The sequence below is a fragment of the Bradyrhizobium sp. UFLA06-06 genome, assembly GCF_054820065.1.
Genome location: NZ_JADFUD010000009.1, coordinates 172485 through 187618 on the forward strand (window position 1 = coordinate 172485; position 15134 = coordinate 187618).

At 64.2% G+C, this 15134-nt stretch carries 11 protein-coding genes; 3 read left to right on the forward strand and 8 right to left on the reverse strand.

Annotated elements, in window-relative coordinates:
- The first annotated feature begins 148 nt into the window (after nt 1-148).
- Nucleotides 149-943, forward strand: coding sequence for a substrate-binding domain-containing protein (locus tag IF803_RS10845; protein ID WP_461192140.1), 795 nt, complete (start codon nt 149-151; stop codon nt 941-943).
- 155 nt (nt 944-1098) lie between these two features.
- Here the strand turns inward: IF803_RS10845 and IF803_RS10850 are convergent, their stop codons facing one another.
- From IF803_RS10850 to IF803_RS10875, 6 genes are all read right to left on the reverse strand, one after another.
- Nucleotides 1099-2835 carry a protein kinase domain-containing protein gene (locus tag IF803_RS10850; protein ID WP_461192141.1) on the reverse strand — a complete coding sequence of 579 codons (1737 nt, stop codon included), beginning with the start codon at nt 2833-2835 and terminating at the stop codon, nt 1099-1101.
- 161 nt (nt 2836-2996) lie between these two features.
- Nucleotides 2997-3815 (reverse strand): formate/nitrite transporter family protein, encoded by an 819-nt coding sequence (locus IF803_RS10855; protein ID WP_038382991.1) that lies wholly within the window; start codon nt 3813-3815, stop codon nt 2997-2999.
- Between the two features lie 515 nt (nt 3816-4330).
- Nucleotides 4331-5077, reverse strand: coding sequence for a transporter substrate-binding domain-containing protein (locus IF803_RS10860; protein ID WP_461192142.1), 747 nt, complete (start codon nt 5075-5077; stop codon nt 4331-4333).
- 157 nt (nt 5078-5234) lie between these two features.
- Complete coding sequence (locus IF803_RS10865) at nt 5235-5660, reverse strand: DUF4399 domain-containing protein (protein WP_461192143.1); 426 nt, start codon at nt 5658-5660, stop codon at nt 5235-5237.
- Nucleotides 5661-5697: 37 nt separating this feature from the next.
- Complete coding sequence (locus tag IF803_RS10870) at nt 5698-7242, reverse strand: SUMF1/EgtB/PvdO family nonheme iron enzyme (RefSeq protein WP_461192144.1); 1545 nt, start codon at nt 7240-7242, stop codon at nt 5698-5700.
- Between the two features lie 205 nt (nt 7243-7447).
- On the reverse strand, nt 7448-8638 hold the full coding sequence (locus tag IF803_RS10875) for an MFS transporter (protein ID WP_028342410.1): 1191 nt from the start codon (nt 8636-8638) through the stop codon (nt 7448-7450).
- Between the two features lie 74 nt (nt 8639-8712).
- On the opposite strand from IF803_RS10875, the gene IF803_RS10880 reads away from it, so the two are divergent.
- Together IF803_RS10880 and IF803_RS10885 are read left to right on the forward strand one after the other, a co-directional pair.
- Nucleotides 8713-9513, forward strand: a complete 801-nt coding sequence (locus IF803_RS10880; RefSeq protein WP_461192145.1) for an AraC family transcriptional regulator — start codon at nt 8713-8715, stop codon at nt 9511-9513.
- A 158-nt stretch (nt 9514-9671) separates the two neighbouring features.
- Nucleotides 9672-11024, forward strand: a complete 1353-nt coding sequence (locus tag IF803_RS10885; RefSeq protein WP_461192146.1) for a malonyl-CoA decarboxylase — start codon at nt 9672-9674, stop codon at nt 11022-11024.
- Nucleotides 11025-11296: 272 nt separating this feature from the next.
- On the opposite strand, the gene IF803_RS10890 is transcribed toward IF803_RS10885, so the two are convergent.
- Nucleotides 11297-13669: a TonB-dependent receptor gene (locus IF803_RS10890; protein ID WP_461192147.1), complete on the reverse strand. Its 2373-nt coding sequence runs from the start codon at nt 13667-13669 to the stop codon at nt 11297-11299.
- Between the two features lie 300 nt (nt 13670-13969).
- Nucleotides 13970-15031, reverse strand: a complete 1062-nt coding sequence (locus IF803_RS10895; RefSeq protein WP_461192148.1) for a hypothetical protein — start codon at nt 15029-15031, stop codon at nt 13970-13972.
- Between the last annotated feature and the right edge of the window lie 103 nt (nt 15032-15134).

The window sequence follows — 15134 nt, forward strand, 5'->3', positions numbered from 1 at the left end:
GGGCTACGAAATCTCGCCTCCCGACACTGCTCCATCTCCATCACTGCGCGCCTCGCAAAGACGCTGCGGCTAGCCATGCCTGCCCTCGCGCAGTAGTCTCCCCGGCCACGACGACCCGCTTTCGAAGAATCGTCCAGGGAGAAACTCCATGCGCGCGCCTACCGCCTTCCGTGCCCTCACACTCGCCGTCATCGGCGCCCTCGCCTTCACCTCAGCCGTATCCGCCGCCGAAGTCCATGTCATGATCTCGGGCGGGCTGACGGCGGCCTACAAGGCGCTGGTGCCGGAGTTCGAGCGCAAGACCGGGCACAAGGTGGTGACCGCCTTCGGGCCGTCGATGGGCACCACGACCAATGCCATTCCGGTACGGCTGGAGCGCGGCGAGCCCGCCGACGTGCTGATCATGGTCGGCTATGCGCTCGGCGACCTCATCAAGCAGGGCAAGGTGGTGGCCGACAGCCGCGTCGACCTCGTGAAGTCGCCGATTGGCATCGCGGTGAAATCAGGCGCGCCGAAGCCCGACATCGGCTCGGCCGACAGCGTCAAGCAGGCGCTGCTTTCGGCGAAATCGGTCGCCTATTCCGACAGCGCCAGCGGCGTCTATGTCTCGACCGAGATGTTCGCAAAGCTCGGCATCGCCGATCAGATGAAGGACAAGGCGCGGATGATCCCGGCGACCCCGGTCGGCGAGATCGTCGCCAAGGGCGAGGCCGAGATCGGCCTGCAGCAGATCTCCGAGCTGAAGCCGGTGACCGGCATCGACATCGTCGGTCCATTGCCGGAGCCGTTGCAGAAGATCACGGTGTTTTCCGCCGGCATCGCGACGGTTTCAAAGGAGCGTGAGGCCGGCAAGGCGCTGATCAGCTTCCTCGCCTCATCAGATGCGCGCGACGCGCTGGTGAAGAGCGGGCTCGATCCCATCGCGGCGGGTGGGACGCATTAGCGACTAGTCGCGCGTATTGGTCTCGTCCCGTCATCCTGAGGTGCGAGCTCTTGCGAGCCTCGAAGGATGCACGGCCACCAGTCGGGCCGTCGATCCTTCGAGACGCGCGTTCCGCGCTCCTCAGGATGACGGGGCTAGGATGGCGAGCGCATTATCTACCGTAAATGATGCGCGCCGTAGGCAAGCAGCACCACCACGACCAGCGCCAGCAGCAGGGTGGTCGACTTCCAGAACAGCACCGGGTTGCGCTCGATCAGCGGAGTCGATGACGTCGTCAGATATTTTGCGTTGGGATTGCGCAGGTCGAACAAGAATTCCGAAAAGCTCTCGTAGCGCTTGAGCGGATTGGCGTGCACGGCGCGCTCCAGCGCGCCGTCGACCCAGGTCGGGACGTCGCGGCCGCCATGCGCGGCCGGCCGGTAGACCAGCCGGTTGAAGTCGGATCGTGTGCGGGCACGCGCGATCTGCGCGCCATAGGGCAAGCGTCCCGTCAGCATCTGGTAGGTGACGACGCCGAGCGAGAACAGATCGGAGCGCGCGGTGCCGCCCTCGCCGAGGAAATATTCCGGCGCGGTGTATTGCTGGGTGCCCAGGATGTCCTCGACGCCCGCCGGCACCGCGTCTGCGACACCCGCAATCCGGGTCGAGCCGAAATCGATGATCTTCACCGTGCCGATCCTGTCGATCATGATGTTGTCGGGCCTGACGTCCTGATGCAGCATCTCCTTGCGGTGGAAGGCGCGCAGCCCTTTTGCAATTTGCTCGGTGATGTCGCGCACCGTCTCCAGCGCCGGTGCGGGATTGTCCGTGATCCACTGCGTCAGGGTCTGACCGTCGATATATTCCATCGTGACGTAGAGGAAGTTGCGCTTGCGCTGCGGCAGAAACGGCTTCAGCACATGCGGGCTGTCGATCCGCCGAGCGACCCACTCCTCCATCACAAAGCGCTTCAGATAGGCCGGATCGTCGCGCAGGTCGATTGAGGGGATCTTGATCGTGACCGTGGTGGCGCTGTCCTCATCGACCGCGAGATAGATGTGGCTGCGGTGCGATGCGTGCAGCTCGCGCACGATGCGATAGCCGTCGAACAGCATCCGTGCGTCGAGCAGCGGCGGCAGCGGCAGTTCGGTCGGCTGGCCGAACACCTCGCCGGCATCGCCGTCGGGCAATTCGTCGATCCGGACGATCTGCACGGTGAGATTGTCCGGGCTGCCGTTCTCATAGGCCTGTTCGACGATCGACTTCGCGGCAACATCGAGATCGGCGGCGCCGTCTTTGATCGCCTTCGCCAGCTGCCGCGCCGGGACATGCTCATAGATCCCGTCGGTCACCAGCAGGAAGATATCGCCGCGCTCCAGCGGGAGAGCCTGGTAGTCGATCTCGAGCTGCGGGTTCACGCCGAGCGCGCGGCCGAGATAGCTCTGCTGCGAGGAGATCACGACGCGGTGGTCGTTGGTCAGTTGCTCGAGGCTGTTGCCGGCGACGCGGTAGATCCTGGAGTCGCCGACATGGAACAGATGCGCCGTGGTCGACCGAACGACCAGGGCGCTCAGCGTGCAGACGTAGCCCTTGTCCTTGTCGTAGGGATTCTGGCTGCGCCTGGTCTGCGCGTGCAGCCAGGAATTGGTCGCCTCCAGCACGCGCTGCGCCGAGGTTTTGACCGACCACGATTCCGAGGTGCAGTAATAGTCGGTCAGGAAGCTCTTGACCGCGGACTCGGCGGCGACGCGGCCGACGCTGCTCGAGGAGATGCCGTCGGCGAGCACCACGGCGATGCCCTTCAGGCCGAGCAGCGGCTCGTCGGGGATCAAGGCGCCGTGGAAGTCCTGATTGACGTCCTTGCGGCCCTGATCAGAGAATTGCCCGACCGATATTTTCAGCGCGCGCGGCATCGACCGTCCCAAAGCGAATGGGGCCCTCCGCGACAGGAGAGCCCAACCAAAGCGCGATGAGATTATGTTGAATCGTCATCGCGCTTTGGCTTCTTGTCTGAGCATGATCTTTTCGGAAAACCGCTTCACACTTTTCCGGATCATGCTCTAGCCGGCCAGGATCAAGCCGCGAGGCGCTGGCGCTTCGGCGCCGTCTTCACATGGGTCGTGTAGAGCGTGAGCCCGGTGAAGGCGAGGCCGCCGGCGAGGTTGCCCAGCACGGTCGGGATCTCGTTCCAGATCAGGTAATCCATGATCGAAAACTTCGCATGCAGCATCAGTCCGGACGGGAACAGGAACATGTTCACCACCGAATGCTCGAACACCATGTAGAAGAACACCAGAATCGGCATCCACATCGCGATCACCTTGCCGGGCACCGTGGTGGAGATCATCGCGCCGACGACGCCGGTCGAGACCATCCAGTTGCAGAGCATGCCGCGGATGAACAGCGTGGCCATGCCCGCCGCGCCATGCGCCGCGTAGCCCAGCGTCCGCCCCTCGCCGATGTTGCCGATGGTCATGCCGACCTTGTCGGGCTCCTGCGTGAAGCCGAACGTCGTCACGAACGCCATCATGAACGCCACGGTGAGTGCGCCTCCGAAATTGCCGATGAAGACGAGGCCCCAGTTGCGCAGCACGCCGCCGAGCGTCACGCCGGGACGCTTGTCGAGCAGCGCGAGCGGCGAGAGCACGAACACGCCGGTCAATAGATCGAAGCCCAGCAGATAGAGCATGACGAAGCCGACCGGAAACAACAATGCTCCGACAAGCGGCTGACCCGTATTGACGTTGATCGTCACGGCGAACCAGGCCGCCAGCGCGAGGATCGCGCCGGCCATATAGGCGCGGATCACGGTGTCGCGGGTCGACATGAAGATCTTGGATTCGCCGGCATCCACCATCTTGGTGACGAATTCGGACGGAGCGAGATAGGCCATTCGTAAAATCCCCTTGCGCAATTCGGCCGCGCCGGTTGCCTGCCGGAAGCGACGCGGGTTGGTTGAAATGCTCGTTCGTCCGGGAGATGGGGGGTCAACGATTGCTCGAGACGCCCGGGCCGGGCGCCTTGATCCCCTCGCCTCGGCCAGCGTTGGCCCTTGGCAATCCGGAGGACGGCAGTCGTCATTGACTGGTGCAATCAAAAGCAATGGATGTGCCAAGCGGCGACGCTGGCGGTTGGCTTTAAATCCCTGTTAATACAATGAGTTAGGCTGGTGGCGCAGGAAGCGCGCGGCACGATGGCGCGGAATTATGCAGCATGCCCAGATGTCGCCCAGAGGATGTGCGCCCCTCCATCACCGTCATCCTGAGGAGCCGCGGAGCGGCGTCTCGAAGGATGCACGGCCCGGCTGGTGGCCGTCGACCCTTCGAGACGCGCTACGCGCTCCTCCAGCGACAAAGGCGAAGCCTTTGCGCGGGGGTGACGGGGAAAGAGTCGATACGCACCGCTAGTTCACTTCACCTCGGTGCGGACCGGCGAGCCCTTCAGGCCGTTATCGTCATAGGCCTTGCGCAGCGTGCCGTTGGCGATCGCCTCCGTCATGAACCTGGTGGCGAAGGCCGCGGCGAGCGGATGGTTGAGCGGCACCGCGACTGCGGTGACGGTCTGCTTGAAGGTCTCGTCCAGCACGCGCGTGCCCGGAATCTTCTTCGCCATCGCATTGAGCTGATCGCGCGACAATGCGAAGGCGTCGATCTCGCCGCTCTGCAGGAGATTGAAGATCTCGTCATAGGTCTGATAGCCCGTGACCTTGGCGTGCTTGAGATGGGCGATCGCGCCGCGCATCGTCGTGGTGGCATTGACGGCGGCCACCTTGACGCCGTCCTGGTCGAGCGCCGCGAAATTCGTGATCGTCGAGCCGGGCTTGACGATATAGGTGGCGTCGGCAACCTCATAGATCGGCCCGAACGTCATCTTGGTCTCGCGCTCGGGATCCTTGGGCAGGAAGGTGATGTCCCAGGTGCTCTTCGCCGCCGCGTCGGTGATCTGGCCGGAATTTTGGTGCACGACATATTCGACCGGGATGCCGAGCTGCGCCGCCATCTCGCGGCCGAGATCGACGGGAACGCCCGCATAGCCGTTCTCGGTCTTGGTCGACCAGAACGCGCCGCCGGCCGGGCTGATCGCGATCGCGATCCGGAGCTTTCCGGTCGGCGCGATCTGATCCTTCAAGGCGTCGGCATCCGCTGATGTGGCCATGACAATCACTCCCAGAACGAGGCCAGCCAGACGCAGCAGTCGAGACGACATCGGACGTCCTCCACACCGAATCTTGCTGTCCGGCAGGCGCGCAACAAACCGCACGGCGCAGCCTTGTGCAAGCGCCGGTTCTCGCAAGGGAGCTATCCGTATCGGCCTATCTGACCCGGATGGTGACTTTTTCGGAGACGACCGGCGGGCTGAATGGATAATGCTTGGCGTCGCCCAGCACCAACTGCAGGGTATGCTTGCCGGGCGCCAGATCGAGCTGCGTCTCGGTCTGGCCCGCACCGAAGTGCAGATGAGATTTGTCCGACGGAATCGGCTCATTCGGGTTCAACGGCTCATTCACGTCGATCAGAAGATGGTGATGGCCGCTGTTCGGGTAGTCGTCGCCGGCATGGGTGACGCCCATGTTGCGCAGCCCAAAGCGGCACCAGAACGGGCTTTTGAGCTTAGCGCCGTCGCGCGGCCAGATGAAATACAGCTTGGTGTCCTTGCCGGCCGGCTTGTTCTGGGCGACGGCCGGGGCCGCGAACAGCGTCAGTGCCGCAGCGAGCATGATCAAGCCTGCACTTTTCATAGCCCCTCCATGAAGCCTGGCGATCAGGGATGATCGCTCAGGGAGACAGCGCGACCCGGAAACCGTGGGTCGGATAACGAACATTGGTGTCGTAATTATCGCGATTGGCCGGACGCACATAGCGTGCGTCATTCTTCCAGGAGCCGGAGCGGATGACATGCGAGGCGCAGTCGCCGCCGGACCAGACCGCACCGTCGGTCGGCGCGCCCTGGTAATTCCTGTGCCAGCAATCCTCGACCCATTGATCGACCCCGCCGCCCATGTCGTAGAGGCCGAACGGATTCGGCTTGTAGCTGCCGACCTTGACCGGCTGCTCGGCCGCACTGTCGCCGCCGCAATCCTTGCATCCGGCGTGGCCCGATTGCATCTGGTCGCCCCACCAGTATTTCGATTGCGTTCCGCCGCGCGCCGCAAATTCCCACTCGGCCTCGCTCGGAAGCCGGTAAGGCTTCTTGGTGCGCTCGGCGAGCCAGGTCACATATTGCTTCGCATCGCTCCAGCTCACATTGGTGACCGGAACGTCGTCCTTGCCGCTGGCCGTGAAGCCACAGGCCTTGGTCGCCGCGCAGGCGTTCCATTCGCGGACCGTGACCGGATATTTGCCCATGGCAAAGGGCTTGACCGTCACCCGGCGGATCGGCCGCTCGGAAGGATCGTCATTGCTTCCCATCGAGAAGCTGCCGGCTTGAAGCAAGACCAGTTCGGGCTCCGGCAGGTCCGGGGTGGGGCTCGCGGAGGGCGCAGGTTGAGGCGACGCTTGCTGCGTCGGTGCCGCCGGGGTCGGACTTGCGGTTTGGGTCGGAGCCGGGCTTGGTGCCGGCGGCTGGACGGCAGGCGATGCCGTCGGTGACGGAGGCGCCTGTGCCACTTCGGCCGGCTTGCCGCGCGGTTGCGCCAGCAGATACCACAGCACGCCACCGGCGATGATCGCGACCGCCAATCCGAGCAGCGTGAGCAGAATGGACTCGCGGCGCCTGCGCGTCCGTTGGTACGCGGCGGCATCCGGCAGCACGCGATAGACTCGGACCGGATCGGTGATGTTCTTGACCTTGCGGTCGCCGAGCGATTCGTATCCGCAGACCATCTTGTGCTTGATCTGCTCGTAGATGCCGCCGGAGATAAAGACGTCACCCGGCGCCGCGATCCCTTCCAGACGCGAGGCCACGTTGACGCCGTCGCCATAAATATCGTCGGGCTCGATGATGACGTCGCCGAGGTTGACGCCGATCCGGTACTCGATCCAGTGATCTCGCGCGACCGCCGCGTTGCGGCCGATCATGTTCTGCTGGATCACGATGCTGCAACGGACGGCCTCGACAGGACTGTCGAACATCGCGATAAAGCCGTCGCCGGTGGTCTTGACCAGCTTGCCGTGGTGCTCGGCGATGGTGGGCTCGATCAGGTCGCGCAGGGTCCGCTTGACGCGCGTATGCGTGCCTTCCTCATCGAGCTGCATCAGCCGGCTGTAGCCGGCGATATCGCCGGCAACGATCGCGGCCAGGCGCCGCGGCATTGAATCGCCGGGAGGCTGTGTATTGTCGGGCTGTGACCGGCCTGACTTGAAGTCGCGAATTTCTCCCATGGCGCTCCGGCTGCTCCAAAAAAATTGCGTGCTCGAGGCGCAACCGGCGCCGTCGTCCCCGAGGCCCGCTTGAACTTACCACACCTTCGGGTTGGAACAAAGTTGGCGAACCGTGACCAGGTCACGGTTTGCCGGCGGTGCCCGAGCGGCGCACCGCAGGTCGGCGCACGCATTCCTCAACGGCAGCTGGCGCAAGACGCCCGTGTCAGCCCGCCTGCGTGGCCGGGGTGCGGATCTCGCGCGGCAGGATGATCGCGGCCGCGATCGCCAGCAGACACAGCGCCGCGAAGGCGCGCAGCATCATCGAGAAGCCGCCCTGGTCGTACAGCCAGGCCACCAGGCCGACGGAAGCGCCGGCCGCGGTGAAGCCGACGAAATAGCGCACCGCATAGGCGCGCGAGCGCCATTCCTCGGTGGTGTACTTGCCGACCATGGCATCGTTCACCGTGACCTGGCCGAACGCGCCCATCACGATGCCGATCGAGACCACGATCAGCGGCAGGTTGGACAGGCTCGCCGCCAGATAGAGGAACGGCGCCAGCAGGAACGACAGCGGCAGCGCCACCGTCTTCAGCGAATATCTGTCGAGCAGCTTGCCGATGGTGTACTGCGTCATCGCGCCGAACACATAGACCCCGGCCGCGATCACACCGAGCAGCGCCGGGCTCCTGGTCAGATCGGCAAGCCGTTCGGCGAACAGCTTCGGCAGCGCCACCGTCACTGCGTTGAAGGTGGTGGAGATCGCGATCACCACGATCAGGAGCGACAGCACCACGCGCCACATGTCCTCCTTGGCGACCCGCGCCTGGGCTGCGGCCTGCCTGGAGCCCTTGCGGTCCTCATGCACCACCGTCATCGCAAAGACGATGCCGATCAGCACGGTGACCGTGCCGGGCACGATGAACGCCCAGCGCCAGCCGAGATACTGGCCGATCACGCCGGTGACCAGCGCCGACGAGGCGACGCCGAGATTGCCCCAGACGCCGTTGATTCCCATCTGGGCGCCGAGCTTCTCGGCATAGGACACGATCATCGCGGTTCCGACCGGATGATAGATCGAGGCGAAGATGCCGATCGCCAGCAGTGCGGCGCCGAGTTGCAGCGGCGTCTGCACGAAGCCGACCGAGATCATCGACAGGCCGATGCCGACGAAGAAGATCACCATCATGTGGCGGCGGCTCCAGCGGTCGCCGAGCCAGCCCGTGACCAGCGAGCCGGCGCCGAAGGCGATGAAGCCCGGGGTCGCATAGGGCAGGAGTTCCGAATAGGCCATGCCGAGCGCCGGGCCCATGATGATGACGGCGGCGGCGAAAATCAGCATCGCGTAGTGATCGATGAAATGGGCCGCGTTGACGAAGGTGATCACCCGGCTCGGACTGTTGCTTGGACCGTTCATCGGCACGTCTCTCACGCGATTCTTCAATTGCTCGAAAATAGGTTATAGGTGCTTGTCCTGACGGGATGTCGCCAATGACTATCGCTGAGCCGCCAATAAGAGCCCTCCACCAGGACCGGCGCGTCACCGGGGACGGCGTGCATCTCGTGGCGCGTAGCTACCGCAAGGGCGTCCGGCTCGACCCGCACATGCACCGCGAGGCACAGCTGGTCTATGCCGCCAGCGGCACCATGCAGGTGACGACGCCCAAGGGGCGCTGGCTGGTGCCGCCGGACCGCGCGGTGTGGGTCCCTGCCCTGCTCCCGCACGCGATCGACGTGCTCGCCGACATCGAGATGCGCACGCTGTATTTCGACCAGGCCTGGCTCGCGCGCGAAAAGCGCAGCGACAGCCTCGACCACGAATTCGTGGTGCGGGTGTCACCGCTGGTGCACCAGGCGATCCTGGCACTGTTCGACGCCTCATGCGGACGCGAGCGCACCGCTCTGTTGATCCGCCTCGTGATGCTGGAGCTGCACCAGGCCGAGGATTCGGCGACCTTCATCCCGCTGCCGCAGGAGCCGCGCTGCCGCCGCGCCGCCGACATCGTGCTGGCCGATCCGACGAAGGACCACGACATCGATGCGCTGGCGCGCACGGTCGGCACCTCGGCGCGGACGCTGTCGCGGCTGTTCTCGGCGGAGACGCAGCTCTCGTTCAAGAGCTGGTGCCAGCGCGCCCGCATCGCGGCCGCCATCGAGCGCCTGTCGAGCACCGCGAACGTTTCGGTCAAGCAGGTCGCCTCCGACCTCGGCTATGCCAGCGTGCCGGCATTTTCCCACGCGTTCCGCCAGGTTACCGGCAAGACACCGACCGCGTTCTCGGAGAAAACGTGAACGGGATTCGCCACCGGGCACAGCGACGACGAATTATACCGCTGTCGCGCTGCGACATATTTCCGTACGATCCATGCGCTTGATTGCAGTGCTCCCGACCTTAAATCCCGTGTAAGGTCCGACTTCACTGGATACGACCTGCTGGATACGACCTGCTCATGGCCAATGCCTTCTTCTCCGATCTGCTCTCGACGATTTCCGAACGTGGCCGCGTCCTGCTCGGCCGCGCCAGCCCGGCCAACGACAAGCAGGATGCTTCCGAACTGCTGGAATTGTGCGAAGCGCTGCTGTCCGGCCGCGGCGAAGCCTCCGGCACCGCGATGGCGCGCGAAGTGCTCGACCGCTACCACCACCTCGATGCCGCCGGGCGGCTGTCGTTCTTCCAGACGCTGGCCCGCGATTTCGGCCCCGATCACGCCAAGCTGGCGCAGGCGATCGAAAGCTGGCGCGCCAAAGCCAATGGCGACGACGCCAGCGACCTGCATTTCGCCTCCGAGCCGCGCCGCCAGGAATTGATCCGCCGCCTCAATCGCGCGCCGGGCGGCACCGGCGAGCTGGTGTCGATCCGCTCGGATCTGCTTTCATTGATGAAGGGCAACAAGGACCTCGCCGTGCTCGATCGCGACGTGGTGCACCTGCTCTCGTCCTGGTTCAACAGGGGATTCCTCGTGCTGCGCAGGATAGACTGGTCGTCGCCGGCCAATATTCTGGAGAAGATCATCCGTTATGAGGCCGTGCACGAGATCCGCGATTGGGACGATCTGCGCCGCCGCATCGATCCGATCGATCGCCGCTGCTACGCCTTCTTCCATCCGGCGCTGGCCGACGAGCCGCTGATCTTCGTCGAGGTCGCACTGACCGAAGCCATCCCGGGCGCGATCGCGCCGCTGCTTGCCGAAGAGCGCGACCCGGTGCCGGTCGAGCGCGCCCGCACCGCGGTGTTCTATTCGATCTCCAACACCCAGCGCGGCCTTGGCGGCATCTCCTTCGGCAGCTTCCTGATCAAGCAGGTGGTCGAGGAGCTGCGCCGCGAATTGCCGAAGCTCGACAACTTCGTGACGCTGTCGCCGGTGCCGGGCTTCATGCAGTGGGTCAAGCAGGCCGACGACGTGCCGCTCACCGATGAGGACCGCCAGCTGCTGGAAAGCCTCGGCAAGCCCGACTGGTTCGAGAACGCCGAGCTCGCCACCCAGCTGCGCGCCGTGCTGGAGCCGCTTGCCGCCTACTATTTCCTGAAGGCGCGCACACCGAAGGGACGGCTGATCGATTCGGTCGCGCGCTTCCATCTCGGCAACGGCGCACGGCTGGAGCGGATCAACTGGCTCGGCGACCTCTCGCCCAAGGGCCTGCGCGAATCCGCAGGCATCATGGTCAACTACCTCTACCGCCTCGACGACATCGAGAAGAACCACGAGGCCTACGCCAACAATGGCGACGTAATCGCCTCGAGCGCGGTGAAGAAGCTGTTGAAGGGCGAAGGCCGGCGGCTGCTGGACATGCGGCTGGGGTGACGGGGATACAGCGCAATCTCTCCCCTCGTCGTCCCGGCGAAAGCCGGGACCCATAACCACAGGGTTGAGTTGTTAGAAGGCTGTGGTCCCAGCGTCGCGCAACAATGACCTTCGGTGGTTATGGGTCCCGGCTCCTGTGCGCAATTGCGCACTAGGCCGGGACGACATCGAGTATGTTGCGTCATCGAGAGTCATACATTCACGGTCTCTCAGGATGACGGGGCAGTGAACATCGACAACAATGACGGCACGGCGGTCGACGCTCCCCGCCCCTAAAACCTCGCGCGCGCCATCAGCCTTACCGTGCGGCCCTGCCCCGGCGAGATGTTGTTGTTGCCGTCGGCCGACGCCCAATAGCCCTTGTCAAAAATGTTCTCGACGTTGAGCTGGGCGCTCCAGGTCTCGTCGATCTTGGCATAGACCGCCGCGTCGAAACGCACGAAGCCCGGCAGCCGCACCGTGTCGTCGGACGAGGCGAAGGAATCGCCGAAATAGATCACGCCGAGCGCGGCGGCCCACATCGGCGTGAACTGATACTTGTTCCACCAGGCAAACTGATTGTACGGCACCAGCTGAACGCGGTTGCCGGGCACGACGGTCGCCGAGGTCGCGCCGGTGATCTTCGCATCGGTGTAGGCATAGGCCAGCGACGACTGCCACTGTTCGGTGACATAGCCGGTCAGGCTCGCCTCGACGCCTCGCGTGAGCGTGCTGCCGGAGGGAAAGAAGAAGCCGGGATTGTTGCCGTCGGCGATCGGCTGGTTGGTGCGGTTCAGATTGTAGACCGCGGTCGAGAACAGCAGCTTCGGGTTGATGTTCCATTTCATGCCGAGCTCGACATTCTCGAAGCGCTGCGGCTGCAGGATCAGGGTGCCGTCGTTCAGCGCGCTGAACTGGTCGCCCGAGGCCGGCAGGAAGGAGATGCTGTAGGCGGTGTAGACCGACATCGAATCGATCGGCTTGATGATGAGGGCGCCCTGCGGCGACACCAGATTGTCGACGCGATTGCGATTGATGTTGGTGTTCATGTCGGTGGCCGACATGTCGTAGCGATCGAACCGCGCGCCGGCGATGATCCGCACGGCGCGCGAAATCTCGATGGTGTCCCTGAGATAGCCGGACTGAATGTTCAGCGCATAGCGGCTGTTCGAATCGGGCGTGGTGACGCCGTCGCTGTTGGTGCCGGTGAAGTGGTGAAGAAACGTCACCGGGCCGAAATAGGTCGGCGCGAACGGGTTCTGCACGATGGTGTTGGTGCCGTTCGGGAACACGCCGGTGTTGCGGATGTCGACGCCGGTCTGCCGGCCGAACTCGGTGCCGAAGCCGACGGTGTGGAACAGCGGCCCGGTCCAGGTCTTGTAGGTGAAATCGGTCTGGTTGAAGACATTGTCGCGGTTCGTCGTGTGCTGGTAGGCGCCGAGATTGACCGCCGTGTCGGCGGGATTGACCGCGCCGGCGAGCGGGCCGCCGGTCGGATAGACGTTCTGATAGAACTTCTGGTAGTCGGCGGCGATGGTGCCGTTGCGCATCATCAGCCCGTTCTCGAAATCGTGCTCGATAATGGCCATGCCGGTCTGCACCGTCGCCTGCGCGGTGTTCAGGCTTGGGCTGCCGAAGAAGGTCGAGAAGTCCCCGTTCGGCGCGAACGGCGTCGTCGGGTTGAAGCGGGTCGCGCCGCCGGGCAGGCCCTGCGAAGGATTGCCGCGATCGGCGGTGCGCTCGTCGTGGAAATACTCGTAGCTCAGCTTGATCTTGGTGTTGTCGTCGGGCTTCAGCGTCACCGTCGGGTTGATGCCGTAGCGCTCGAGATGATTGAAATCGCGGAAGGCATCGGCACCCTCGTAGAACACGTTGAGCCTTGCTGCGACGTTGTCGTTGATCGCCTGTCCGGCATCGAGGCTGACGCGGCGATCGCCCCACGAGCCGGTCTGCGCCGTCGCCTCGTAGACGCGGTTGCCGTCGGCCTCCTTGAGGGTGCGATTGAGCAGGCCGCCGCCGGCGCCACGGCCGAAGGTCAGCGCGCTCGGCCCCTTCAGCACCTCGATGCTCTGGGCGTTGTACATGTCGCGGAAATACTGCACGTCGTCGCGAAAGCCGTTGACGAAGAAGTTGGCGCTGGAATCGACGCCGCGGATCACGAGCTCGTCGCGATTGCCCTCGCCCTGATGCACGGCAACGCCGGGGACGTAGCGGGTGACGTCGGTGAGGCCCTGGTAGTTCTGGTCGCGGATCTGCTCCCGCGTGATCACGTTGAGCGATTGCGGGATGTTGACGATGGCGGTGTTGGTCCTGGTCGCAACCGACGTGCTGTTGGCGAAATAGCCCGATGTGCCGGTGCGGGCGTCCTGCGATTCCGCGAAGGGTTTTGCCGTCGCCGCGGGCGCGATCCGCCGCGCCGTCTGGGTGCGGCGGCCTCGTGCGGCGGCGGTGTTGCGCGCGGCCTTCGGCGCGCTGCGGCGGCGTTGCGTGGCCGGCGGAGTGACCGTCACCGGCGGCAGCGACGAGGCGCCGGCCGGCGTCGGCGCCGATTGCGCGCGCGCAGCAGATGTTGCGAGCGGAACGCTCAGCGCGAGATAGCTCGCCGTGAGCAACACGAGCTTCGCAAGCAAGACAGTGCGACGATTGGTTTGTGATCGTGATGTCATGACGTCGTCCCTAAGCAACTCTCGCCTTCGCTGAAGGCGATGCGCCGTCCTCTAGTGAAGTGAGGCGCTGTGCGTCCAGACGACGGACCTGGGAAAATTTTTGCGTGACGACGGAATAAAATCGCGACGAATGGACGCGGGTACGCATCGCGGCGAGCGCAGGATTGGAAAAGTCAAGGATGCGAATGGTTTCTGTCGGCTTCCGGATTTGCGTCGAGAAAAGAAGAGCGGCACTCGCGCGCCGCCCTTCTTGTAGCGATTCCAGATTGTAGCGATTCTAAAGCGATCAGGACGTCGCGATCACGCGGTTGCGGACCGCGGCCGCAGCCCCGCCGGCAGATGCGCGTCGATCCAGCCGGTGATCGCACGCTCGTTGCGATGGTAGAGCAGGCCGGCGGCGATCACGGCAATGCCGATCAGCGACAGCGAGAACGGAAACCACAGCGAGTCCTTGAACACGACGTCGGCGAGGTGGCCGAGATAGAGGCAGATGCCGAACGCGCCGAACACCGCATAGGCGCGCCGCATCAGGATCACGGCGATCACGATCAGGCCGACATTGAGCAGGCAGTACACCGCCTTGCTCAATTCGGTTGAGCCTTCGGACGCGCTAATTCCGCCCCAGAACGCCATCAGGCCGAACAGATGCAGCCAGAACGCAAAGTCGCCGTTGCGGCTGCGATAGTCCACGATCCACGCCACCGCGAGCACGGCGAGTCCGAACCAGATCGACACCCTGCGGCGCATCTCGAAATCGGCGTGAGCCATGCCGCTGAACCACGGCGCCAGGTCCATCGACATGAACCACAGCGCGACCGAGATGATCGCGACGATGAAGGCGAAGCGGTAGTAACGCAGCGCGACGATGCCGGCGGCGATCGTCGCAATCTCCATGAAAATCCAGCTGCCCTTCACCCAGACGTAGAAGTCCTGCACGGTTCCCGGCTTGCCGAACTTGCCCCACCAGCCAAGCTCGTCCTGGATGCCGTAGACCGCGAGCGGCGCCATCGAGACCGCGATCGCGATCAGCAGGCCGCCGGGAACCCGCAGATTCTTCCGGTGCCAGAGATAGTGGCCGCCCATTGTGAAAGCGGTGGCGTAGGCGATGGCACAGATGGTCAGCGCCCGGCCCCCCATCTGGGTGAAGGCCAAGGTCGAGAACAGGCCCATGGCACCGATCACGATGAGCGCACCGGCGTACCAGAGCACATGCGCAGCATCGAATTTGGCGGCGGGACTTGCATCGGACGCCGGACCCTGCCCGGCGTTGCTCCCCAGGAAAGTGAGCAACCGTTCCAGATCAGCTGGGCTGATCACCCCGGCATCGGCGGCTTCCCGGAGTTCCTTGGCTGAATATGGCATGCGGCACTCCTCACGATCGGTTTTTGCGCCTGCTCCCGATCATCGGGGACAAAGACGCCCTGTTCTCATGAGTATATCCGGAAATGAGCAACGTTCAATAATT

Excerpts from the sequence above, each read along its gene's own strand:
- IF803_RS10870 (WP_461192144.1), bottom strand. The coding sequence starts at position 7,242 with ATGGGAGAAATTCGCGACTTCAAGTCAGGCCGGTCACAGCCCGACAAT.
- IF803_RS10865 (WP_461192143.1), bottom strand. The coding sequence starts at position 5,660 with ATGAAAAGTGCAGGCTTGATCATGCTCGCTGCGGCACTGACGCTGTTC.
- IF803_RS10890 (WP_461192147.1), bottom strand. The coding sequence starts at position 13,669 with ATGACATCACGATCACAAACCAATCGTCGCACTGTCTTGCTTGCGAAG.
- IF803_RS10875 (WP_028342410.1), bottom strand. The coding sequence starts at position 8,638 with ATGAACGGTCCAAGCAACAGTCCGAGCCGGGTGATCACCTTCGTCAAC.
- IF803_RS10885 (WP_461192146.1), top strand. The coding sequence starts at position 9,672 with ATGGCCAATGCCTTCTTCTCCGATCTGCTCTCGACGATTTCCGAACGT.
- IF803_RS10855 (WP_038382991.1), bottom strand. The coding sequence starts at position 3,815 with ATGGCCTATCTCGCTCCGTCCGAATTCGTCACCAAGATGGTGGATGCC.
- IF803_RS10860 (WP_461192142.1), bottom strand. The coding sequence starts at position 5,077 with ATGGCCACATCAGCGGATGCCGACGCCTTGAAGGATCAGATCGCGCCG.
- IF803_RS10845 (WP_461192140.1), top strand. The coding sequence starts at position 149 with ATGCGCGCGCCTACCGCCTTCCGTGCCCTCACACTCGCCGTCATCGGC.
- IF803_RS10880 (WP_461192145.1), top strand. The coding sequence starts at position 8,713 with ATGACTATCGCTGAGCCGCCAATAAGAGCCCTCCACCAGGACCGGCGC.
- IF803_RS10850 (WP_461192141.1), bottom strand. The coding sequence starts at position 2,835 with ATGCCGCGCGCGCTGAAAATATCGGTCGGGCAATTCTCTGATCAGGGC.
- IF803_RS10895 (WP_461192148.1), bottom strand. The coding sequence starts at position 15,031 with ATGCCATATTCAGCCAAGGAACTCCGGGAAGCCGCCGATGCCGGGGTG.